This is a genomic window from Microcystis sp., assembly GCF_048564745.1.
Lineage (GTDB): Bacteria > Cyanobacteriota > Cyanobacteriia > Cyanobacteriales > Microcystaceae > Microcystis > Microcystis ichthyoblabe_A.
Map to the genome: position 1 here is coordinate 43,150 of NZ_JBLZRT010000055.1, position 22,236 is coordinate 65,385.

The 22,236-nt window shown below is 45.7% G+C and carries 19 protein-coding genes and 1 pseudogene; 10 read left to right on the forward strand and 10 right to left on the reverse strand.

Going from position 1 to position 22,236, the window contains the following annotated elements; all coding sequences use genetic code 11:
* Window positions 1-125: 125 nt before the first annotated feature.
* Entirely contained in the window at window positions 126-2,279 is a 2,154-nt protein-coding gene (locus tag ACOCD9_RS08295; RefSeq protein WP_287699996.1) for a polyribonucleotide nucleotidyltransferase, read from the reverse strand.
* A 691-nt stretch (window positions 2,280-2,970) separates the two neighbouring features.
* Between ACOCD9_RS08295 and prfA the strand changes: the two genes are divergently transcribed.
* Window positions 2,971-4,071 carry a peptide chain release factor 1 gene (gene prfA / locus ACOCD9_RS08300; RefSeq protein ID WP_104396368.1) on the forward strand — a complete coding sequence of 367 codons (1,101 nt, stop codon included), beginning with the start codon at window positions 2,971-2,973 and terminating at the stop codon, window positions 4,069-4,071.
* A gap of 122 nt (window positions 4,072-4,193) precedes the next feature.
* Here the strand turns inward: prfA and ACOCD9_RS08305 are convergent, their stop codons facing one another.
* Complete coding sequence (locus ACOCD9_RS08305; protein ID WP_419547057.1) at window positions 4,194-5,369, reverse strand: transaldolase; 1,176 nt, start codon at window positions 5,367-5,369, stop codon at window positions 4,194-4,196.
* Window positions 5,370-5,578: 209 nt separating this feature from the next.
* On the opposite strand from ACOCD9_RS08305, the gene rpmI reads away from it, so the two are divergent.
* Genes rpmI through ACOCD9_RS08320 form a run of 3 tightly spaced genes read left to right on the forward strand, consistent with a single transcriptional unit; the run spans window position 5,579 to window position 7,131 of the window.
* Entirely contained in the window at window positions 5,579-5,782 is a 204-nt protein-coding gene (gene rpmI, locus ACOCD9_RS08310; RefSeq protein ID WP_002740108.1) for a 50S ribosomal protein L35, read from the forward strand.
* Window positions 5,783-5,813: 31 nt separating this feature from the next.
* Window positions 5,814-6,161: a 50S ribosomal protein L20 gene (rplT, locus tag ACOCD9_RS08315; protein WP_002739593.1), complete on the forward strand. Its 348-nt coding sequence runs from the start codon at window positions 5,814-5,816 to the stop codon at window positions 6,159-6,161.
* 13 nt (window positions 6,162-6,174) lie between these two features.
* Window positions 6,175-7,131, forward strand: a complete 957-nt coding sequence (locus tag ACOCD9_RS08320) for a PhoH family protein (RefSeq protein ID WP_002786759.1) — start codon at window positions 6,175-6,177, stop codon at window positions 7,129-7,131.
* A gap of 207 nt (window positions 7,132-7,338) precedes the next feature.
* Here ACOCD9_RS08320 and ACOCD9_RS08325 read toward each other — a convergent pair whose 3' ends face one another.
* Entirely contained in the window at window positions 7,339-8,259 is a 921-nt protein-coding gene (locus ACOCD9_RS08325) for a hypothetical protein (protein ID WP_419547058.1), read from the reverse strand.
* Between the two features lie 165 nt (window positions 8,260-8,424).
* Here ACOCD9_RS08325 and ACOCD9_RS08330 point away from each other — a divergent pair.
* The 3 genes and pseudogenes from ACOCD9_RS08330 to rsmG all read left to right on the forward strand — a co-directional run.
* A pseudogene (locus tag ACOCD9_RS08330) lies at window positions 8,425-8,625 on the forward strand (PhoH family protein); the annotation flags it as partial.
* A 24-nt stretch (window positions 8,626-8,649) separates the two neighbouring features.
* Complete coding sequence (locus tag ACOCD9_RS08335; RefSeq protein WP_002743983.1) at window positions 8,650-9,618, forward strand: cysteine synthase A; 969 nt, start codon at window positions 8,650-8,652, stop codon at window positions 9,616-9,618.
* A gap of 35 nt (window positions 9,619-9,653) precedes the next feature.
* Window positions 9,654-10,331 carry a 16S rRNA (guanine(527)-N(7))-methyltransferase RsmG gene (rsmG, locus tag ACOCD9_RS08340; protein WP_419547060.1) on the forward strand — a complete coding sequence of 226 codons (678 nt, stop codon included), beginning with the start codon at window positions 9,654-9,656 and terminating at the stop codon, window positions 10,329-10,331.
* Window positions 10,332-10,333: 2 nt separating this feature from the next.
* On the opposite strand, the gene cax is transcribed toward rsmG, so the two are convergent.
* The 3 genes from cax to ACOCD9_RS08355 form a co-directional block, all read right to left on the reverse strand.
* Window positions 10,334-11,422, reverse strand: a complete 1,089-nt coding sequence (cax, locus tag ACOCD9_RS08345) for a calcium/proton exchanger (RefSeq protein WP_287699992.1) — start codon at window positions 11,420-11,422, stop codon at window positions 10,334-10,336.
* Between the two features lie 27 nt (window positions 11,423-11,449).
* Entirely contained in the window at window positions 11,450-12,073 is a 624-nt protein-coding gene (locus tag ACOCD9_RS08350; RefSeq protein ID WP_287699991.1) for a YdcF family protein, read from the reverse strand.
* A gap of 157 nt (window positions 12,074-12,230) precedes the next feature.
* A complete protein-coding gene (locus ACOCD9_RS08355; protein ID WP_419547062.1) occupies window positions 12,231-13,715 on the reverse strand; it encodes a site-2 protease family protein in 1,485 nt (494 codons plus the stop codon).
* A 104-nt stretch (window positions 13,716-13,819) separates the two neighbouring features.
* On the opposite strand from ACOCD9_RS08355, the gene ACOCD9_RS08360 reads away from it, so the two are divergent.
* Together ACOCD9_RS08360 and thiL are read left to right on the forward strand one after the other, a co-directional pair.
* A complete protein-coding gene (locus tag ACOCD9_RS08360; protein WP_419547064.1) occupies window positions 13,820-14,491 on the forward strand; it encodes an MBL fold metallo-hydrolase in 672 nt (223 codons plus the stop codon).
* Between the two features lie 39 nt (window positions 14,492-14,530).
* Window positions 14,531-15,499, forward strand: a complete 969-nt coding sequence (gene thiL / locus ACOCD9_RS08365; RefSeq protein ID WP_419547066.1) for a thiamine-phosphate kinase — start codon at window positions 14,531-14,533, stop codon at window positions 15,497-15,499.
* Window positions 15,500-15,502: 3 nt separating this feature from the next.
* Here the strand turns inward: thiL and ffh are convergent, their stop codons facing one another.
* Window positions 15,503-16,939 (reverse strand): signal recognition particle protein, encoded by a 1,437-nt coding sequence (gene ffh / locus ACOCD9_RS08370; protein ID WP_002759594.1) that lies wholly within the window; start codon window positions 16,937-16,939, stop codon window positions 15,503-15,505.
* 1,045 nt (window positions 16,940-17,984) lie between these two features.
* Here ffh and ACOCD9_RS08375 point away from each other — a divergent pair.
* Window positions 17,985-18,161, forward strand: a complete 177-nt coding sequence (locus ACOCD9_RS08375) for a hypothetical protein (RefSeq protein ID WP_008199960.1) — start codon at window positions 17,985-17,987, stop codon at window positions 18,159-18,161.
* Window positions 18,162-18,220: 59 nt separating this feature from the next.
* Here the strand turns inward: ACOCD9_RS08375 and corA are convergent, their stop codons facing one another.
* The 3 genes from corA to ACOCD9_RS08390 form a co-directional block, all read right to left on the reverse strand.
* A complete protein-coding gene (gene corA, locus ACOCD9_RS08380) occupies window positions 18,221-19,381 on the reverse strand; it encodes a magnesium/cobalt transporter CorA (protein WP_287699988.1) in 1,161 nt (386 codons plus the stop codon).
* Between the two features lie 91 nt (window positions 19,382-19,472).
* The gene (locus ACOCD9_RS08385) at window positions 19,473-20,750 is read right to left on the reverse strand and encodes a recombinase family protein (RefSeq protein ID WP_419547069.1); all 1,278 of its coding nucleotides are present in this window, start codon (window positions 20,748-20,750) and stop codon (window positions 19,473-19,475) included.
* 203 nt (window positions 20,751-20,953) lie between these two features.
* Window positions 20,954-22,072, reverse strand: a complete 1,119-nt coding sequence (locus ACOCD9_RS08390; protein WP_419547071.1) for a universal stress protein — start codon at window positions 22,070-22,072, stop codon at window positions 20,954-20,956.
* Window positions 22,073-22,236: the final 164 nt, after the last annotated feature.

A 22,236-nucleotide genomic window follows, 5' to 3' on the forward strand; every position in this document is an offset into this window, starting at 1 on the left:
CTAGGGAAAATACCGGGATAGAGGCGTTTTTTTTACGTCTCTATTGCTGTTTTTGAGCAATTTTAGCGATCAAACGAAAACCCTCGATCGAGCGATCGAGAGTTAACCATGAACAAAAAATTTACCTAGACTACAGTAGCAGCTTTACGGGCAGCGGCGGCCTCATCGGGATGAATACCGAGACGGGTGAGATTGAGACGACCTTTACTATCGATCTCGCGTACCTTGACTAACACCTCATCCCCCACGGCCACTTCATCTTCGACCTTACCGACGCGTCCCTCGGCCAATTGGGAAATATGGATCATTCCCTCTTTCCCCGGCAAAACTTCCACAAAAGCACCGATTTGGATAATGCGAGTCACGCGACCGAGATAAACCTCACCCTCATTGAGTTTGCGGGTCATATTGTAAATCAGTCGTTTAGCTTTTTCGGCCTGTTCCCCATCGGTGGAGGAAATGGTGACAGTACCATCGTCATCGATATCGATTTTCGTGCCGGTCTGTTCAGTAATCCCTTTAACCGTCTTACCACCTGGCCCGATGACTAACCCGATCAGGTCCGGATCGATCTTGATCGTCAATAACCGGGGTGCGTGGGGAGATAATTCCGTGCGCGGTTTTTCTAGGGTCGCTAACATCTTCTCTAGGATATGTTTGCGGGCCGGTAAAGCTTGTTCGATCGCCTTGGCCACCACTTCCATGCTTAAACCGGGGATTTTCATATCCATCTGGAGAGCGGTGATGCCAGAATCAGTGCCAGCCACCTTAAAGTCCATATCTCCCAGAAAATCCTCAATACCCTGAATATCGGTCAAAATCCGCACTTCTTCCCCTTCTTTAATTAAACCCATGGCCGCACCGCTAACGGGTTTTTTCAGGGGAACACCGGCATCCATCAGCGCTAGGGTGGAACCGCACACGGAACCCATGGAGGTGGAACCATTAGAAGAGAGGACTTCCGACACCACCCGCAGCACATAGGGAAATTCCTCCTGTGGGGGGAGGACAGGTACGATCGCCCTTTCCGCTAAAGCACCGTGACCAATTTCTCGACGGCCGGGAGAACGCATGGGACGGGTTTCACCGACGGAAAAGGGTGGGAAATTGTAGTGATGAAGATAGCGTTTTTCGTCTTCGGGATGGAGATCGTCCCCTAAATCCTGAGCATCCCCGGGGGTGCCAAGGGTGGCGATCGAAAGCACTTGGGTTAAACCGCGATTAAACAAACCGCTACCGTGAACCCGACGGGGTAAAACTCCCACCCGGCAAGAAATCGGCCGTACTTCGTCCAGTTGGCGACCATCAACCCGCACCCCATCCTCGATAATTTGGGCGCGCATCAGTTTTTTGGTCAGATCCTTAAAGAGATTACCGATTAACTTCGGCTCTTCCAGGGTTGGAGCTTTTAAGGGATCTTCATCGGGGAGAGCGGTTATAGTTTCCTTGAGCCGATTTTCGATCGCCTCTAATTTCTCATCCCGTTCGGTTTTGCTGAGGGTAAACTGACAGAGAATCTGTTTAATTTCCTCTTTAGCTTGTTCTTTTAGGAAATTCTGCACGGTTTCGTTTACTACCGGCGCTTCTCGGGTGACGAGGGGAATACCCAACTGATCGATCAATTCCCGTTGAGCGGTGATCAGGTCGCGGACCGCTTCATAACCAAAATCGATCGCCTCAATAATATCCCGTTCCGGTAACTGATTGGCTCCCGCTTCGATCATCACTACCCCTTCAGGACTACCGGCCACCACTAGATCCAATTCTCCGTTATGGATTTCCTTGTAGGTGGGATTGATGATAAATTCATCCCCCAGTAATCCGACGCGCACCGCTGCCATCGGTCCTTGGAAGGGAATCCCCGCCAACAAAACCGCCACGGAAGCCCCGGTAACGGCCAAAACATCCGGGGGGACTTCCTCATCCATCGAGAGGGTCGTAGCGACCACCTGAATATCATCCCGCATCCAATTGGGGAATAGGGGACGCAGGGGGCGATCGATCAAACGACCGGTCAGAATTGCTTTTTCCGGGGGACGACCTTCACGACGCAAAAATCCTCCCGGGATGCGCCCGGCGGCGTATAATCTTTCTTCGTAATCAACGGTTAAGGGCAGGAAATCTACTCCTTCTCTGGCTTTGGCTGTGGTTGCTGTCACTAAAACTGCCGTTTCTCCCGATTGGATCAGAACACTACCGCCAGCTTGGGGGGCTAAAAGCCCTATTTTTAGTCGAATATCCCTGCCATCAAAGGATATTGACTTGTCAAACTCTTCCATGTAAAGCTATATTCCTTTCTTTCACTTTTCTCTGTGCTGTCGCCATCCTAGCATTTTTTGTCCCCCTTTCCGACAGGTTTAGTATTCAGTGATCAGTTATCAGTGATCAGTGATCAGTTATCAGTTATCAGTGATCAGTTATCAGTTATCAGCTTTTTTCTCCCTGCTTCCATCTCCGATCTCCCCACTTCCCCAATTTCCCACACCCCACACCCGTTCGGACCTCGGCGTGAGCTCGGTCGAACGCTGAGCTCACGGCCGAAGCCCACACCCCACACCCCACTACCCCACTACCCCACTACCCCACACCCGTTCGGACCTCGGCGTGAGCTCGGTCGAACGCTGAGCTCACGGCCGAAGCCCACACCCCAATTCCCCACTTTTAAACAGAATTTAAGATTACTTGCTCAAAACGGCCAAAAAATGATAGCTTCAGATATAGGAATAATCTGGTTAAGAAAAAAAATGTCTTCCCTTGCCGCTTGCTGGCCTAAAAATATTTCTAAGTATTAGCAAAACTGACTGACTGTCAGCAGTTGAGCGGGATTTTTCCTAGCTCGCAGAACTCCAGACAAAGAAAATTAAGAAAATTAAAAGGATTGTGTCTCTATTATCTCTCAGACGCTTCTAATCCAAAGAATTTGCGGGTTATCTTCAAATTAACCCCGTTTAACCCTATTTATTATCGATCATGGCTGAAAGTTATTTACTAGACAAACTGCAATCTGTAGAACAGACCTACAAAGAATTAACCCGTCGTCTAGCGGATCCCGATGTCACCAGTAATCCGGGTGAATTGCATCGTCTGGCCAAATCCCGCGCTTCCCTAGAGGAAACGGTCAACACCTACGAAATTTGGCAAAAAAGTCAAGAGGATTTAATCGGTGCGAAACAAATCTTCAAAGAATCCGCCAGCGATCCCGAATTACGCGAAATGGCCGCCCTAGAAGTGGCAGAATTAGAGGCAAAAATCGCCACTTTGGAAGACCAATTAACCATTCTGCTGCTGCCCCGGGATCCCCTCGATGAAAAGAATATCATGCTGGAAATTCGCGCCGGGACCGGAGGTGATGAGGCCAGTATTTGGGCGGGGGATTTAGTTCGCTTGTACTCAAAATATGCCGAAACTCAAAACTGGAAAGTTAGCCTTTTGAGTGAATCTCCGGCGGATATGGGAGGATTTAAAGAGGCAATTTTAGAGATTAAAGGCGATAACGTCTATAGTAAGCTGAAATTTGAGGCGGGAGTCCATCGGGTGCAGCGGGTTCCTTTGACGGAAGCGAGTGGTCGCGTCCACACTTCCACCGCTACCGTGGCGATTATGCCGGAAGTGGACGATGTGGAAGTGCATATCGATCCCAAGGATATTGAGTTAACCACGGCTAGATCCGGGGGTGCAGGCGGTCAAAATGTCAATAAAGTGGAAACTGCCGTCGATTTAATCCATAAACCCACGGGAATCCGGGTTTTCTGCACCGAGGAGCGATCGCAATTGCAAAACCGGGAACGAGCTATGCAGATTCTCCGGGCGAAACTGTACGATATGAAGTTACAGGAACAACAGGAAGCGGTCAGTTCCATGCGACGCTCTCAGGTGGGAACCGGTTCGCGTTCGGAAAAAATTCGCACCTATAACTATAAGGATAATCGTCTCACCGATCATCGCTTAAATCAGAATTTTTCCCTCGATCGCATTTTAGACGGCGCCATCGAAGAGGTGATCCAATCTTGTATCGCCAAGGATCAACAGGGAAAACTGGCAGAATTAGCCGCTGCCCAAGAGACAGCTTAATCAGTGATCAGTGATCAGTTACCAGTGAACAGTAAAAAGCTCCCCACTCCCTGCACTTTCCCCACTGGTGGGGGTGAGTGCGGGTGGGGACTGATGCCGGTTAGTTCAACTCACGACTAATTCTATGCTTCCACTAAACGAAAAGCCGCACCCAAACCGACAGCGATCTCATCGGGAGAAATTTTCCCATCATGGTTAATATCGATCGCATCAAATACCGCATCGGTTCCCGCCCATTCTTCCCGGGTGATGAAACCATCCCCATCATGATCATAGACTCGGAAAATATCTTCGGCGGCGTGTTCTAGGGTTGACTGACCTTCCAACTGGGTTAAACGTTGAATCAGCAATTGTTCCAATAATTCTAAAGCTTTAGTAAAACCTTGAATACCTTCCGCTAGTTTTTCGGAAGCCATGGCATCTTCGGCGTGCATTTTCTCAAAAGTCGCTTGATCCATGGCAATTTTGACAATATCAAGGGTTGCGGCCTGTGCTGGATCGAGCTTACGGGGTAAATCGGCTTCTGTCTCTTGCAATTGTTCGAGAAGTTTCGGAGAAATGGTTAAAAGATCACAGCCGGCTAACTCGCAAATTTCGCCGATATTGCGGAAACTTGCCCCCATAACTTCGGTTTTATAGCCAAACTTTTTATAGTAGTTATAGATCTGGGTAACGGATTGGACTCCGGGATCTTCAGCGCCAACGTAGTCTTTACCGGTTTCTTTTTTATACCAATCGAGAATCCGACCGACAAAGGGAGAAATTAAGGTTACTCCCGCTTCCGCACAGGCGATCGCCTGATGAAAACCGAATAATAGAGTTAAATTACAGTGAATTCCCTCTTTTTCGAGGACTTCTGCGGCTTTAATCCCTTCCCACGTCGAGGCAATTTTAATTAAGACTCTTTCTCTAGAGATACCCGCTTGTTCATACTGGGAAATGAGATAACGGGCCTTGTCGATGGTAGCTTGGGTATCGTAGGAAAGACGAGCATCCACTTCGGTGGAGACGCGGCCGGGGACGATTTGCAGGATTTGCAGACCAAAACCGATCGCTAGGCGATCAAAAGCTAATGTGGCCACATCTTCTGGGGTGGCCTGCTGCCCTAATTCTTTTCTGGCCGCTTGCAGGGTTTGATCGACAATCGGCCGATATGGGGGCATTTGGGCCGCAGCCGTGATCAGGGAGGGGTTAGTGGTGGTATCTTGGGGGGTAAAAGCTTCGATCGCTTGGATATCGCCGGTATCGGCAACAACCACTGTAAATTGGCGTAATTGTTCTAGTAGGGTTTTAGCCATAACTTCTCCAGATGCGTGTTAACGCAAGACTTTATCTGGATCTTAGCGATTCGATCGAGAGGCAGGGGAAAATTCCCGATTGATTTAATTCCCAAGCACAGACCTGGCCAAAGTAAGGATGAGCCGGGGAATCTTTTGGCGACTCCTTGCCCAAAGTCCTTTATTTGTGATAGTATTAGTGATTGTGTCGATTTAATAAAACGGAGTTTATGCCCAAGCTAAAAACGCGAAAGGCGGCGGCCAAACGATTCGAGGCCACGGGAAGCGGCAAAAAAATCAAACGTCGCAAAGCCTTCAAAAATCACCTACTCGATCATAAAAGTGCCGAACGCAAGCGCCGTCGTTTGTCCCAGATTACCCTAGTGGACGAGCGCGACGAGAAGGAAGTGCGCTTAATGTTGCCCTATTTGTAAATTTTCCAGAAAAATTGTCTAAAGGATTATCATGTCTAGAGTAAAACGGGGGAATGTCGCCCGCAAGCGACGCAAAAAAGTTCTCAAATTAGCCAAAGGTTTCCGCGGTTCTCACTCGCGCTTATTCCGTACAGCTAACCAACAGGTAATGAAGGCCTTGCGGAATGCCTATAGAGACCGTCGCAAACGTAAACGCGATTTTCGTCGTCTTTGGATTACCCGCATTAACGCGGCTGCTCGTCAACAGGGCATCAGTTACAGCCAACTAACCGGACAATTAAAGAAAGCTAATATCCTCCTGAATCGGAAAATGTTGGCCCAATTAGCTGTCCTCGATCCCGTCGCTTTTGCTAAAGTGGTAGAAACAGCCAAAGGATAATTTAGCCCCGAGCATGACGGAAACTTGGCAAACGATTCAATTCCCCAGTTCAGAAAGTGCGATCGCTTTAGCGGGTCATCAAGAAGCTAACCTCAAATTGATAGCCAGGCAAACTGGGGCGAATTTAGTCCTCAGAGGCATGGAATTGCGGATTGCGGGGCAACCGACCCCCGTGGAGCGTGCCACAGCGATTGTACGCTCCTTAAGTATTTTATGGCAAGAGGCCAAGTTAATCGCCGAAGCCGATATTATGACCGCTATCCATGCCCTCGATACGGGGCGTTCTAGCGAGTATAAAGAACTACAGCAGGATATTCTCGCTCGTACCCGTCGCGGGGAGCTAATTCGGGCGAAAACCTTCCGTCAGCGTCAATATATCCAAGCGATTCAAAGTCACGATATCACCTTTTGTATTGGACCTGCTGGCACGGGGAAAACCTTTTTAGCCGCCGTTTTGGCCGTACAAGCTCTATTAGAAGATAAAGTAGAACGGATTATCCTCACCCGTCCGGCCGTGGAAGCGGGGGAAAAATTAGGCTTTCTCCCGGGGGATTTACAGCAAAAAGTCGATCCTTTTTTGCGTCCCCTTTACGATGCTTTATACGAATTTATCGAAGCGGCCAAAATTCCCGACCTGATGGAACGGGGTAAAATCGAAATCGCTCCCTTAGCTTATATGCGGGGACGAACCCTAGCTAATGCTTTTGTTATCGTTGATGAGGCCCAAAATACCACCCCAGCACAGTTAAAAATGGTCTTAACTCGCTTGGGATTCGGTTCGCGCATGGTAGTAACCGGAGATGTCACCCAAACCGATTTACCGCAACCACAGGAATCGGGGTTAATTGCCGCTCAAAAAATCCTCAAATCAGTGGAAGGGATCGCTTTTTGTTACCTATCCCGGGCCGATGTGGTGCGTCATCCCTTAGTACAAAAAATCGTCTCAGCTTACGAACAGCACGAAAAATAACCGATTGTTGAGATAGTCGCTCTTGTACTCTTGCGAGAGGGTTAGCAAGATGTCTAATTAATTTTGCTTAGGTACTTAGTAATTAATGATTCCGTTAAGCTGTACTGTATTTAAACTACCTACAGGGGGTTTTAGTACAAATGCTCAAAACCCCTCTCATAGACAGTCTTAACAAGTAATTTAGATACATCAACAGCCGCTCAGTTATTAGTATTCTCCCCCATCATTTTTTTTCTGGTCTAAAACATGATTATAGATCACACTGTTGAGAGATTGCCAAAAAGGAACTAATAAAATATTCAGAAGTAAGAAAATAGTAGTCAGACCATAGGAAAACATCGCCATTTGTCGGAAAAAAAGAGGATTTTCCGCGAGCGTTTGCCAGTCCTCTACCGATTCCAAACTACTATAAAAAGAGGAAAAATTGACCCAAAAGGGAATTGAAGCCAAAGCCCATGACAGAATATAAACTGGAATAATTAATAAACTGGCAATAAATATCACTCCCACAATTCTCCAAGCCGAGTTTTTAGTTAAATGCCAACCTCTCTTGATTGCTTGCCAACTGCCTAAATTATCTTCAATTACTAAGGGCAATTCGGCAATGCAAATGCGAGCAGATAACCAAAGGAAGAAAACAGGAAGACAGAAAGAAGCCAGTAAAATAAGCAATACACCAAGGATGGGGATAAAACTTACTAGCGCCAGAGACAGCGTTATCGCCAAGATTATTGCCGCTCCCAACAAACCAAGCAAAACCTGCATCCACCACAAGCGCCACATTTTCGGCTTAACTTTTTTTTCCGCTTGTCCGGCAGTTTCCGGCTGATAAATGATATCTTGAAAAGCTAATCGTGAGATAACCGCACTATTGAAAAGATACTTAGCGGCCGAGAAAATTTGTACTGGGAAAAGAAATAAACGTAAACCGATATCGCTGCCTTCTTCGGGGGTAATTGTTTGATAAAGTAATTGACTGAGAATTAATTGCAAAATTAAGGGAAGAAGCGACCACAAACAGGCGCGGACAGCAAAGAATACATAAGTTTGGAAGCGATCACGATAAAGACGGAAGGCAGTATTAATCGTATTGCCAATATTCAAAGGATCGAGGGAATTGTTAGTCACGGCGGGACTCCTTACAGAACGCCACCACTATATTAGGTTAAGTAACTAATAACAGCTAAAAACTTCCAATTTAATCAATATTTCCAGCTAAGACAACAATTTTGCTAAAGTGGTAGAACTTGGCCAACGATTCAATTCCCCAGTGGAGAAAGTGCGATCGCATTGATGATCTTAACTCCCTTCGGATTCAGTTCGCGCATGGTAGTAACCGGAGATGTCACCCAAACCGATTCACCGCAACAACAAGAATCGGGGTTAATTGCCGCTCAAAAAATCCTAAAATCAGTAGAAGGGATCGCTTTTTGTTACCTATCGCGGGCCGATGTGGTGCGTCATCCCTTAGTACAAAAAATCGTCTCAGCCTAGGAACAGCACGAAAAATAACAGATTATGGATATTAAACATGGTTTCGTCGATGCGGTGGGTAATACTCCCCTAATTCGTCTCAATAGTTTTAGCGAGGAAACTGGCTGCGAGATTCTCGGTAAGGCCGAATTTCTTAACCCCGGTGGTTCGGTCAAGGATCGGGCCGCTTTATATATTATTCAAGAAGCGGAAAAAGCCGGTACTCTGCAACCGGGGGGAACCGTTGTCGAAGGAACCGCCGGCAATACTGGCATCGGTTTGGCCCATATCTGCAATGCTAAAGGTTATAAATGCCTGATTATCATTCCCGATACCCAATCCCAAGAGAAAATCGACCTATTGAGAACCCTTGGCGCAGAAGTGCGTACTGTTCCCGCGGTTCCCTACCGAGATGCCAATAATTACGTTAAATTATCGGGGAGATTGGCCAGTGAGATGGAAAATGCTATCTGGGCCAATCAATTCGATAATCTAGCTAATCGTCGCGCTCACTACGAAACCACCGGCCGGGAAATCTGGGAACAAACCGACGGTAAAATTGATGCTTGGGTGGCTGCCACGGGAACCGGGGGAACCTACGCGGGGGTGGCGATGTTTTTAAAAGACCAAAATCCCCAGGTGCGTTGCGTGGTGGCGGATCCGATGGGTAGCGGTTTATATAGTTATGTGAAAACCGGGACAATTACCCTGGAAGGTAGTTCAATTACGGAAGGGATTGGTAATAGTCGTATTACGGCTAATATGGAAGGCGCACCCATAGATGATGCCATTCAAATTGATGATCCCACTGCCATTAAAGTTGTTTATCAACTATTACAAAAAGATGGTTTATTTATGGGGGGTTCTGTGGGTATTAATGTTGGTGCTGCGGTAGCTTTAGCTAAACAAATGGGACCAGGCCACACCATCGTTACTGTTCTTTGTGATGGTGGGTCCCGTTATCAATCTCGTTTATATAATCCTCAATGGTTAGCTGAGAAAGGATTGGCTTAAATTGTACTGATAACTGATAACTGATAACTGAATTAATGATCCTTCCTGAATTATTTGACCTTTGGCAAGAAACCCTAGAATGGCAACCCGATGGGGCCATACAAGCGCGATTTCAACAACTTTATGAGTTGATTTTAGAGGGTAATCAACGTTTTAATCTCACCCGAATTACCCAACCGGAGGAGTTTTGGGAAAAACATCTTTGGGATTCTTTATCGGGTTTAGCCTGGTTACAAAAATCCCAGCCGGATTTATTGACAAAATCCCTATCAGTTATTGATTTGGGGACTGGGGCCGGGTTTCCGGGGCTGCCAATTGCGATCGCATATCCCCATTGGTCGGTGACTCTCTTGGATTCCACCCAAAAAAAGATTAATTTTCTTGAAGAAGTTATTGACAAATTAGAGTTAAATAACACGAAAACTCGTTTAGGTCGGGCGGAAATCGTTGGGAAAAACCTTAAACATAACTGTGCTTACGATATCGTCTGTTTGCGAGCGGTAGCTAATGTGGATATCTGTGTTAACTATGCTTTGCCTTTCCTGAAAAAGACCGGAATCGCTATTCTCTATCGTGGTCAGTGGTCGTCGGAGGATAGTTTGAGTTTAGAGGAGAATCTAGGGAAAGCTGGCGGTAAAATCCTCGAAATTGCCAGTTTTACCACTCCCTTAAGCCAAAGCATCCGTCATTGTCTATATATCTCCAAGGGATAACTTTAAGCGGTGAGAGGATGGAAAAAGAAAGCCAAGGCCAGGATAGCATAGGTAGCTAAGAGTAACATTCCCTCTAACCAATTTGATCGCCCATCACTACTAATCGAATTAGCCAACCACACCGCTACAGCCACTGCCACCAACTCAAAGGGATTAAAATTTAGATCCATGGGCTGACCGATAATATAACCCATGATAACCAAAACCGGAGCCACAAACAGGGCGATCTGCATACTGGAACCGACGGCCACAGATACCGATAGATCCATTTTATTCTTAAGAGCGACGGTGACAGCCGTAGCGTGTTCGGCCGCATTACCGATAATAGGCAAAAGAATCACCCCGGTAAACAGCGCCGTTAAACCTAGCTGTTCCGTAGCCTCCTCTAGGGATGCCACCAATAACTCTGATTCTACGGCCACGGCGATGGTAACGATCAATAAAATCAAAGACCAAAACCAGATTTTCGGCCTTGCGGTGCTTTCTCCAGCGCTTTCCTCCTCGATACCGGCAACCCCGACATCGTAGAGATAGGTGTGGGTTTTCATGGAAAATAAGAGACTTAAACCATAGACGAAAATTAACACCGCTGCCACGGCCACCGATAGACGCTGCAGCACTGCTTCCCCGACTCCCGTGGAGGTAAATTCCACCGCAGTGGGTAAAAGAATCGCCACCACCGCTAAATTCATGGCCGAGGCATTTAAACGAGCGGTTATCGGTTGAAATTCCTGTTCTTTGAAGCGTAAACCGCCTAAAAACATCGATAATCCCATAACTAAGAGTAAATTACCGATAATTGAGCCAGTAATCGTCGCTTTTACCACATCGATGAAACCTTCCCGCAAAGCGACATAGGCGAGAATTAATTCGGTGGCATTGCCAAAGGTGGCATTCATCAAACCGCCAATATTTGGTCCAACCACCACCGCAATCGCTTCGGTGGCTTCCCCCATGTAGGCCGCTAAGGGGATAATGGCTAGACAAGCGGTGATAAAAACTACCGTTCCGCCCCAGTGTAACAGGGAACCGGCGATCGATATAGGCACAAAAATCAATAGGATGGCGAAAATGGTGTTTTTGTTTAACATAAAGTGGCTAATTTTGTCAAGATAATTTTATTTTGATCGGAGATGGGAACTAGAATCGGATTCTAGCCAAAATTCCCCGGTAGAACCGGTTATTATCCATAATATTGCCCTAAAACCGTCTCTGAGCGACTTTTCTAGGGGTTCGGGGGGTGATTGGGAGGGAACAGTCACCGGTTTAATCATAATTCCGCGACTACCAAAAACAATTTCTCCCACTAATCGCGCCCTTCTCATGTGATTATCGGAAGTGACTAGATAGACACTATCAATACCTTCGGCTTTCAGTTGATCGGCTAGGCTAGTAAAGTTAGTGACAGTATCTCGCGCATTGTAATCGAGATGGAGACGTTCTGGAGAAATTCCCGCTTTTTTAAAAATCTTTCTCACATATCGTCGCGGACTACCGGAAGACACCCAAATCGGTAGATCGGGATATTCCTTAGCTAATTTTGCCGCAAAACGTTCTCGATCGGCATGACCTCCCAAAACAAAAATCGCTTCCGGTTTTAGCCACTGCTGACGTAAATCGTGGTATAACCAGCCTAAACTCGCCAAAATTAGCGGAATAGCCAGCAATTTTAACCTAGATTTGCCTAACCTCCCTTGCGGAGAAACTCGCTTTTTTCTGCGAGAATTAGCCTTGAGAACCATATATCAGTGATCTGTGAGCGGTTGTCAGCCTTCAGCTTTGTGGATTAAAGTGATCGAGGGTGAGGATCATCGAACTCACATTGACGTAGGAGATGGGGATTTTATTCCCCAACTGACCGATAATTTTCCCAGAACTCAGGTTGATTGATGCGGTTGCTTACATCCCCCACCAACGGGCCACCGCTTCGGGAAGGGGGAGCAAAATACTTAATAATAAAGCCAGGGAAAATAGGCCTAATAAATCTCGTTTATTATCCAATTCCGTCACATCATTTAAAGCTGGTTGATCGCTGACTGGCATTAATAAGAGAATAATCGCCCAGAGTAAAAAATCTGGCTGCACTAGGGCTAAAATAAACATGAATAATCGAGTTAATTGACCAATAATTATGGCGGTTTTCTGTCCATACATGGCGTGAACAATATGACCACCATCCAATTGACCCACAGGCATTAAATTTAGGGCTGTAACGATAATTCCCACATAACCGGCCACCGCTAAAGGATGTAAATGGATCGCTTTTCCCGCGATTAAATTACTGCCGAGAGCTAGTTTAGCTACGATAGACAAGAGAAAAGAAAACTGCGGATTTAAGGCCTGAAAATTTAATAAACTGCTTTGATTAGTTAGGGGAACTATTTCCGAGAGGGACAATCCCCAAAATAGTAGAGGAATAGCGATAATTATACCCCCCAAAGGACCGGCCACCGCCACATCAAATAAAGCTTTGCGGGTGGGTACAGGGGATCGCATTTGAATGAAAGCCCCGAAGGTGCCGAGGAAGAAAGGAATGGGGATAAAATAGGGCAAAGTAGTTTTAATTTTATATTTAACTGCTGTCAAATAATGGCTGAATTCATGCAGTCCTAAAATAGCAATTAAGCCCAAACTGTAGGGTAAACCTTGCAATAATAAACTAGAATTATTTTCTAATTGTTGGGCGGTAATGCCACTTAATCCCGCACCGACCACTGTGGTGGTTAAGATAGTTAATAACAATAAACCCAGGGCAAGAAAGGGGCGAGTAATTTTTTCAGTTTCTATGGTTTCTGTTTTTTGCTGCCAGGGATTAGCCACAAGAGCGAAAAAAGGTTGTCCCTGAAAACTTTCTTGGAAAAGCAATAAAAAGCGATCGCCAAAAACCTTTTCCACATTGTTTTTAATCACTTGATAAGCTTCTTCGGGAACTGCTCGCAATTTGCCCCGACAGAGAATTGCCTGGGGACGATAATCGATATTTTGCAGATAATAAATACCCCAAGGAAAACAATCTCGTAGGGATTTTTCCTCTTCAGCAGTGATCGGTTTTAAATCACTTTTAGGTGCAGGATTATCAATATTTTCTAGGACTAAATTCGCTGTTTCCGGTGGTGATGGGGGGCTTTCTTGGGGAGTAACCCGACCCAATTGTACTAGCCACCAATACAAAAAAGGGCAGATCACAAAAGGACCGATGAGCAGAAATGCCGGCATGGGGCTATCCTCTCCATAGATTAACGTCCAGCCGGTCCAAATTAGAGCCGGAGTCATCAGGACTAACCAAATTAACCATATTGGTGTTGTCGTGATTTTGGCCACGCTACGCTTGACGATAAAATAAGTGAAACCGCCAAGAATCCCTAATAACAACCACATTTCCATATCGGCTCTTTTCTCTTGAGTAAAAGGCGGCTAATTTCAGCCGGCCCGGTCATCGATCGTGCTAAGTTATAAACCGCATTGATTGTGATTTGGATAGGCAAACCATGCGATCGGAAACCGAATCGTCTCCTTTAGAGGTTAGCAAAACTACAAAACCCCCTCGATTAATTCTAGAAGGTTTATACGCTTTCTCGCCTAATCGGGAAACCCTAGGGGGAACCTCTTATCTTATTGTAGAAAATACTGGTAATATTCTGGTGGATTGTCCTAGCTGCGACGAGAGCGAGCGGGATTTTCTCCGAGAAAAGGGAGTCCGTTACCTATTTTTTACCCATCGCGGGGGTCAGGGTAAGCAGAGCGATTCTCTGCAAAGTTTACTTGATTGTGAGATTATTCTACAGGAACAGGAAGCCTATCTGCTTCCTCACCGTCAAATTACCGTTTTTCAGCAGCAAATCCAGTTATCTCCCACTTGTAGCGGTTTTTGGACTCCTGGCCATTCTCCCGGCTCCTCCTGTCTCTACTGGAACCGTCATGGGGGGGTTTTATTTACCGGTCGTCATCTTCTCCCCGACACTAAGGGTCAACCGCGACCCCTACAGACCGCGAAAACTTTCCACTGGCTGCGGCAATTGCGATCGCAAAAGATCATTTTAGACCGTTTTAGCCCGGAAACCCTCTCCTATCTTTGTCCGGGGGCTAATACCGGCTTTTTGCGCGGTCGGGGAATTATCGATCGCGCCTACGAAAAAATCAGCGCCAATCCTCTTAACTAAAGACTTTTTAGAAGCTGCATCGTTCAATTCCCAGAAATTATGAATTTAACCGTTAAAGACTTGGGTGAACAGGGATTGCTACCGATTCTGCAAAAATATTGTCCTGCGGAGATTATCGGTGATGATGGGGCGATTTTATCCCTGAAAGAGGGTTACTCTCTCGTCGTCACCACTGATGTTTTAGTTAATAACGTCCACTTTAGCGATCTTACCACCTCTCCGGAAGATGTGGGCTGGCGAGCGGCGGCGGCTAATTTATCCGATTTAGCGGCTATGGGGGCAGAACCCCTGGGAATTACGGTAGGATTGGCTTTAACTCCCGATCTAGCCATCGATTGGCTAGAAGGACTCTATCGGGGTCTTAGCTCTTGTCTGCAAGTATATCAGACGGCGATCGTTGGTGGCGATGTCTGTCGGGCCACGGAGATTAACATCAGCATCACCGCCCTGGGACAAGTGGCAAAAAATGAAGAAACTAGACGTTTTAACGCAAAAGTTGGCGATAGTATCGTTATTACCGGTTATCACGGTTTATCGCGGGCTGGATTAGAGTTACTCTTTCACCCTGAAACCGGGAGGAATTTAAATTCCGCCCAAAAAAAGCGATTAATCCAAGCTCATCAACGGCCGCGACCGAGACTTGATTGCATACCACATTTACAAAAAATTGTCAAGCAATTTCCCATCGCCGGCATGGATAGCAGTGACGGGTTAGCAGATGCCATCATGCAAATTTGTCGCTGTAGTGGGGTTGGTGCTGAAATCGAGAGGATTCCCCTGCATCCAACCCTGAAAGAATATGTAGGAGCCGAAAAAGCTCTAGAATGGGCTTTATACGGCGGTGAAGACTTTGAGTTAGTTTTGTGTTTGCCCCCGGACAGTGCCAGAGAATTGCTGGAGAAAGTGGGGGAAGAGGGGGCGATAATCGGTCAAATCGTCCGGGGGAAAGAGATAAAATTGGCCGATGGTAGAAACCTCAGTTTAAGCTCTGGATTTCAACATTTTTAGCCCCTATAAATCGCCAAAACCTTTCTTTTTCTTGATTTTCTTCGGTTTTTTCGGGCTGCCACCTTGACCGCGGAACCCCGGTTGATTGCCCCCCCCAAACATTCCGCCACCCATACCGGGCATCCCCGGCATAGCGGGCATTTGTCCCCGTCCCATCTGTTGCATCATCGATCGCATTCTGGTGAAATTAGCAATTAGTTTGGTCACTTCCGTTTCTGGATGTCCCGAACCTTTGGCAATGCGACGACGACGATTAGGAGACTTAGCCAATAAATCGGGGTTAGCGCGTTCCTCCGTGGTCATGGAATTAATCATCGCTTCCGTGCGTTTTAACTCTTTTTCGCCCTTTTCGATGTCTGTACCGCTCAGTTTGCCCAGACCGGGGATTAACTTTAAGACTCCCCCCAGGGAACCCATATTTTTTAACAGCCGCATCTGTTTGAGGAAGTCATTAAAATCAAACTTAGCCTCTAAAATCTTGGCCTGCATTTTGGCCGCGTCTTCTAGGTCTAACTGTTCCTGAGCTTTTTCCACTAGCGTCAGAACATCACCCATATTGAGGATGCGACTGGCAAGGCGATCGGGATAAAATGGCTCTAAAGCTTCTACTTTTTCCCCAACCCCAACAAATTTAATCGGTTGTCCCGATATTTGCCGCACTGATAGGGCTGCCCCACCGCGAGTATCGCCATCAAGTTTGGTGAGAATTGCCCCCGTGATGCCGATTTGTTGGTGAAAAGTGTTGGTAAGACTGGCCGCTTCCTGACCGGTCATCGCATCCACCACTAATAAAGTGTCGTCGGGCTTGACAATTTTCTTGATTTGTGCTAGTTCGCCCATCATCTGGGTGTCTATCTGCAAACGACCGGCGGTGTCGATGATAACGGTATCTACGCCCAATTCTTTGGCTTTTTCCACACCTTGACGGGCGATATCGACGGGATTAGCCTGAGAACCCATCTCGAAGACGGGAACATTTATCTGTTTACCGAGGGTGATTAATTGGTCAATGGCCGCCGGACGGTAAACATCGGTGGCCACCATCAGGCAGCTTTTGGACTGTTTGCGGAGATATAGGGCTAATTTGGCGGTGGCGGTGGTTTTTCCTGTCCCTTGCAACCCGGCCATTAAAATTACGGTGGGGGGTTTATCGGCCTGAGCTAGGGGAACGTTGCTTTCCCCCATAATTTTGACTAATTCATCATAGACAATTTTGATAAATTGCTGACCGGGATTGACTCCGGAAATCACTTCAGCGCCGAGGGCTTGTTTCTCGACCTCAGCAATAAATCCCTTGACTACCTGTAGGTTAACATCTGCTTCTAATAAAGCCCGCCGGACTTCTTTGAGGGTTTCTTGTATATTGGCCGAGGAGATTTTATCTTGACCTCGTAATTTTTTCCATGCGTCTTCTAAGCGGTCGGCCAGTGCGTCGAACATAGTTTCGGAATTAAATTTTTAACTAGATCGATTTTATCTCAAATGTCGGGGGAAGACCCCCGTTCTTACCCTGTCATTGGTCAGGGATCGGCGGCAAAGTTCGATCGAATGTTAAACTGAGTCTGTCTTAGCTTCGGAAGTATTCGATCGCTGCAGGAATCGATTCAAGAGAAAACCGAGGAGCAGGGCCTTAAATTCCAGGTCGTCAGTGAACTGTTTATAAAAGCTGAAAGGTTCATCTGATTAGCTGGAAACCCTATCCGGCAAAGGATTAATTCAATTTAGATCTGGAAAAAAACACAAAAGACTTATCTGGAAGGTGTTTCAATCCTTTAAGCTCCTGATAAACCGCCGAGAAGCATACCAAACTCAGAAGAGCCATAATTATTCTCAATTATAAAAATTGAGATAGTTTGTGCCGCTTAAATAAAGAGGTTTTGATAACCAAATTCAAGCATATCTAAAGAGTTTTGAGTTAAAAGTAAAACTTCAGGTTTTCATTCATTACAAAGGTACCAATTAACTAATTTTCCCAAAAAATTAGTTAGCCTATAATTATAACATATAATTAATTTGCAAGAGTTCTAATATCCGAATTAATTATCGAAGCTGGGCGAAGTAAAAGACAATATGAAGAATTTTTTATTTCTTGACTTGGCGCGATTATCGGCATTGCTTGGGCATTACTTTGACCTTTCTTCGGTAAATTAGCCCGTTTACCTAGTCATGGCGCTGCCCCCTGGACGACTAGAAAGAAACTTCGCCGATAAGTTAGGACGCATTCTAACCACCTATCCTTAGATTAGCTTAATCTCCCCAATCCTTTTACTGTTGCCTTTTGCAAGAGTGCAAGAGGACCTCATCTCAACAGGCAATTTAAATTCGCAGGCAGCTTATCATCTAACCCTGACATTAGCCAACTTTGTTAGATAAGAACTTTTTTAAGAATTATGATCGGCCTATAATAGTAACTGTAGTCACCCCTATCCTTTAGCGATAATTCTTGGTTTGGGGTTGATGTCCTTCAGCGCAAGCGAGATTGATTATGAAAATTAGCGAACTAGAAAACTACTTGGCTCAAGTTAAGTCAGAGATTGGTGACATCGATATCGTCTATCAATGTCGCAACCAGCACTATAGTTGGTTGGACAAAATTAGAAGCCATCAACTGAAAGTGTTAAAAAATACCGCAGACACTAAATTATTGATTTCTCTGCAATAGCCATTTTCTCTTGCTAGATGCCAGCAATGAGATCCAGTCTGTCTAATCTGCTTAACAGTTTATCTTTTCTTCACTGTCGATAGGTTCTTAAACCAGCCGCGTCGCCAAAAGAAAATGATTAAACTGAAAGCAACGGTTAGCATCAATACCCAGACGAACACATAGCCCCAATACCATTCTAATTCGGGCATATTATAGGGGGATTTATCAGTATTAAAGTTCATACCATAAATACCGACAATGAAGGTGAGAGGGATAAAAATCGTCGATATTACCGTTAAAGTTTTCATAATCTCGTTCATTTTATTACTCACGGAAGACAGGTAAAAATCCATTAAACCATTGGCAAATTCCCGGTAATTTTCGATAACATCGAGGATTTGTACCACATGGTCATAACAGTCCCTTAGATAGGGTTTAATGGTTATATCGATGACAATATACTCATCGCGTAAAAGAGCATTGAGGATGTCTCTTTGCGGCCAAATTGCTCGTCGGAGGGAGAGTAATTCCTGACGTAGTTGGTAAATTTTTGATAAAGTCTGCTCCGTGGGACTAGCTAAAATTTCGTTTTCTAACTCCTCGATTCTTTCTCCGTAGGACTCTAAAACAGGAAAATAACCGTCAATAATGGCATCCCAAATCGAGTAGGCTAAATAACCCGATTTTTGCTGCCGGATGGAACCTTTATTTAAACGGATTCTTTCCCTAACTCCCTCTAAAGAATCGTATTGTCCTTCTTCCTGCACGGTTAAAACATAATTCTTCCCGACTATTAAACTGATTTGTTCTAGCAAAAAACCCTGATGATCGATCAGGATAGCCATTGGCACTATAATTAAAATATAATTCTCGCATTCTTCTACTTTTGGTCTTTGGGGAATACTGACTATATCCTCAAGGGTTAAGGGATGTAAATGAAAAATTTCCCCCAACTCTTGCAGTTTATCTTCATTACCCAAACCGACGATATCAACCCAAGAGATGGAATCATTGGATAAATATTTAAGACAGTCTTGAGGTAAGAGATTATTAACTATAGTGGCTTGTTGAGAATTATAATTAATTAAAAATATCTCGGTAGCAACGGCATTTTCATCGATGGTGATTAACCCCGGCATCGTCCCGGGTTGATTATAGTGATAATCGTAAAGGTGGGGTTTTGTCTGGGAGGATTTTCGCCCTTTTTTATACCTAGTTAATCTTTTGTTATTGCTCATAGTTGAGATTGATCGCTGTTGGCCTTTTTCTTAGCATTGATCCCTCACAAATTCCTCAATTTTTAGCTAACTTTAAGATTGTCCAAGACTGTTAAAAAACGAAGATTAAACGTAAATGCCAATTATTAGCCGTTTCTCTCTCGATTTCGATGCGACGGATAAACTCACGAAAATAAAAACGGCGCTCTATTTCCGATAAATCTCGCCAAAATTGCGGAAAAGCAACGGCACGAGCGATAATAGTCAGGTTATCGGGGGGTAATTGGTCTAAACGTCCTTGAATCTGCGCGATCTCGTTTTTCAGTTTATAGGCCCGTAGATTAGCCGTTTCTTGATCTAAAATTCCCGCCGCTTCTAGGGAGGGCAATTGCGACAAAATATCGTTTTTTTGCCCTATTTCCTCGCTCATTCCCCGTTTGATCCCCTCTAAATCCGGTAAAGATATCTGGGCGATCGTCGGTGGTAGGTCTTGACAAATGCGCTCGATTGTGCTGTCGAGAATTTTCTCATAAGCGATCGCCGAACATTTTTTCGTCCGGGGACATTGCAAAGGTCGCAAATAGAGGTATTCCGGGCTTTTTCCTCGCGCTGTCACTTTGGTAATCGTCATCCCCGATTGACATTGACTACAAACGACTAAACCCGCTAAGGAACGCGGGGCGCTGGCACTGCGGGGGGGTAATTTGCGATTATTTCTCAGGATGCGATCAATCTGGGCTGCTTCTTCCCGGGAGATAATCGGGGTGTGGGTATCGGGGATAATATCTTGACCGAGATAGCACAAATCGCCGCGATAAACGGGATTGGTCAGCCATTTATGGGCAGTAGCTACCGATATCTTTTTACCGTAGCGTTTTTCTAGATAGCGCACCGTGGAACGCAGGGAAGCGGAAATCAAAAAGCGATCAAAAAAGTCTTTGACTACTGGCGCGGTACTGCGATCGAGTATATAACGCTCCTTGCCACGACGATAACCGTAGGGTGCTTTTCCGGGAGGAGGCAAAGCTTGCAGACGATTGTGAGCGTGACCTGCTTTTAAACGATTACTTAGTTCGTTTTTTGATATTTCTTGCAGAATCTTGGCAAAATTCAGCTTATAATCTGGGTCTTCTAGGGCAATTATATCTATGTCGAGGGCTTCTAAAGATTGTAAAATTTTGCTAACTTCCGTGCCATTGTCTCCCAATTCTGCTAGGCGACGCAGGATCAGCAGTCGGGGGGGGGTCCCTTGACAATCGCGGAGCAGTTGCTGCCTTTGTGAGCGATCACCAAAATCCTGATACACTTGTTCGGGAGAATAGGTCGAAATCGAGGCATCGGGGGGACTATCGAGCAGGGGATTGGTATAGGTGTAGGCGATAATTTTCATGTTTTGCCGAAATCCTCCTATAGATAAGCTGTACTATATTTAAACCGCGTCCTGAAAATTTTAGTACAAATGATCGAACTTCCTCGACCCAGCCTCCTTCTCCCCGATCATAGACAGTCTTAACCAATAATTTAGATAGTCAACAGCTTATACTAAGGAAAATTCTTTCACCAGAACTTCCTTGGTAAATAGCGGAGCGGTAGTTATCTTTTCACCCCCTTGGCTCGCGCGTTTTTAATCGGTACTTTCGGCTCGGTGGCGATGATGTGAAGATCGATATTTTTCTGCCAGATCAGGCGCATGAGTTTTTGGGTGAAAGAACCTTTGATGAAATGCTTCCAGCGCGATTGAAGGCTCTCCCCGATCACAATCTGGGTGATTCGTTCGCGCTCGGCCACTTCGGCGATCGCTGCCGCCACCTGATAGCTTTTAACCCGTAAGAATTTCCCCTCGAATTCCCGACATAAACGTTGGCAGGTTTCGATATGTAAAGCCTCCTCTTTCGTGAGAAAGCGATCGGGGTTATCGACGAAAATGACGAAAAATTCGGCGTTCATATACCCCGCTATCCGCGCTCCCCGACGTAATAATCGTAAAGAGTTGGGATAGGTGGAAACACAGACTAATACCCGTTCGTGAACGGGACAGGATTGACCGATAAATTTTGTGGAATTACTCGCTTCTTCTTCTACCGTATCGGCCACCTCGCGCAGGGCCAGTTCCCGGAGGGCGATTAAATTGCGCCGTTGAAAGAAATTATTTAAAGATTGTTGTATCTTTTCGGGAGCGTAGATTTTTCCCGCCAATAATCTTTCCTCTAGGGTTTCGGCGGTAACATCTACCACGATCACTTCATCAGCTTCCTCCAAAATTCGATCGGGTATTCGCTCCCGCACCACCACCCCAGTGATTCGGGCGACCAGATCGTTTAAACTCTCGATATGCTGGATATTCACGGTCGAGTAAACATCGATTCCCTGGGATAAAATTATCTCCACATCCTGAAAACGTTTCTCTCGCTCCGAACCTGGTGCATTCGTGTGGGCCAATTCATCGATCAGACACAGCCGCGGCGAGCGGGCGATAATCGCTTCTGTATCCATTTCCGAGAGAGTGAATCCCTCTTTCTCTAGGATTTTTCTCGGTACGATTTCCAATCCCTCGGCTTTTTCGGCGGTCTCTTTCCGGCCGTGGGTTTCGAGAAGTCCGATCACTACGTCGGTTCCCTGCTTTCTGAGGCTATGCCCCTCCTCCAGCATCTTGTAGGTTTTCCCGACCCCCGGAGCCATACCGATAAAAATTTTATGTCTTCCCCGTCGCACGATCGTCTCCTTTTTGGCAACTTCCCTTACAGATTAAGATGATTCAATCGTAGCTGGGGGGATTGATACTAAATCCAGTTATTATACCATTTCTCTAAATGAAAACTACACATCGAATTTAAGTCACCCTTTTTAAGGGGGATTTAGGGGGATTAAACTTCTGT

What these genes read in the sequence shown, in the direction of transcription:
- ACOCD9_RS08350 (WP_287699991.1), bottom strand. Translation starts at nt 12,073, where the DNA reads ATGGTTCTCAAGGCTAATTCTCGCAGAAAAAAGCGAGTTTCTCCGCAA.
- ACOCD9_RS08335 (WP_002743983.1), top strand. Translation starts at nt 8,650, where the DNA reads ATGGATATTAAACATGGTTTCGTCGATGCGGTGGGTAATACTCCCCTA.
- rsmG (WP_419547060.1), top strand. Translation starts at nt 9,654, where the DNA reads ATGATCCTTCCTGAATTATTTGACCTTTGGCAAGAAACCCTAGAATGG.
- corA (WP_287699988.1), bottom strand. Translation starts at nt 19,381, where the DNA reads ATGAGCAATAACAAAAGATTAACTAGGTATAAAAAAGGGCGAAAATCC.
- ACOCD9_RS08360 (WP_419547064.1), top strand. Translation starts at nt 13,820, where the DNA reads ATGCGATCGGAAACCGAATCGTCTCCTTTAGAGGTTAGCAAAACTACA.
- ACOCD9_RS08305 (WP_419547057.1), bottom strand. Translation starts at nt 5,369, where the DNA reads ATGGCTAAAACCCTACTAGAACAATTACGCCAATTTACAGTGGTTGTT.
- thiL (WP_419547066.1), top strand. Translation starts at nt 14,531, where the DNA reads ATGAATTTAACCGTTAAAGACTTGGGTGAACAGGGATTGCTACCGATT.
- cax (WP_287699992.1), bottom strand. Translation starts at nt 11,422, where the DNA reads ATGTTAAACAAAAACACCATTTTCGCCATCCTATTGATTTTTGTGCCT.
- ACOCD9_RS08375 (WP_008199960.1), top strand. Translation starts at nt 17,985, where the DNA reads ATGAAAATTAGCGAACTAGAAAACTACTTGGCTCAAGTTAAGTCAGAG.
- ACOCD9_RS08295 (WP_287699996.1), bottom strand. Translation starts at nt 2,279, where the DNA reads ATGGAAGAGTTTGACAAGTCAATATCCTTTGATGGCAGGGATATTCGA.
- ACOCD9_RS08320 (WP_002786759.1), top strand. Translation starts at nt 6,175, where the DNA reads ATGACGGAAACTTGGCAAACGATTCAATTCCCCAGTTCAGAAAGTGCG.
- ACOCD9_RS08385 (WP_419547069.1), bottom strand. Translation starts at nt 20,750, where the DNA reads ATGAAAATTATCGCCTACACCTATACCAATCCCCTGCTCGATAGTCCC.
- ACOCD9_RS08355 (WP_419547062.1), bottom strand. Translation starts at nt 13,715, where the DNA reads ATGGAAATGTGGTTGTTATTAGGGATTCTTGGCGGTTTCACTTATTTT.
- rpmI (WP_002740108.1), top strand. Translation starts at nt 5,579, where the DNA reads ATGCCCAAGCTAAAAACGCGAAAGGCGGCGGCCAAACGATTCGAGGCC.
- ffh (WP_002759594.1), bottom strand. Translation starts at nt 16,939, where the DNA reads ATGTTCGACGCACTGGCCGACCGCTTAGAAGACGCATGGAAAAAATTA.
- rplT (WP_002739593.1), top strand. Translation starts at nt 5,814, where the DNA reads ATGTCTAGAGTAAAACGGGGGAATGTCGCCCGCAAGCGACGCAAAAAA.
- prfA (WP_104396368.1), top strand. Translation starts at nt 2,971, where the DNA reads ATGGCTGAAAGTTATTTACTAGACAAACTGCAATCTGTAGAACAGACC.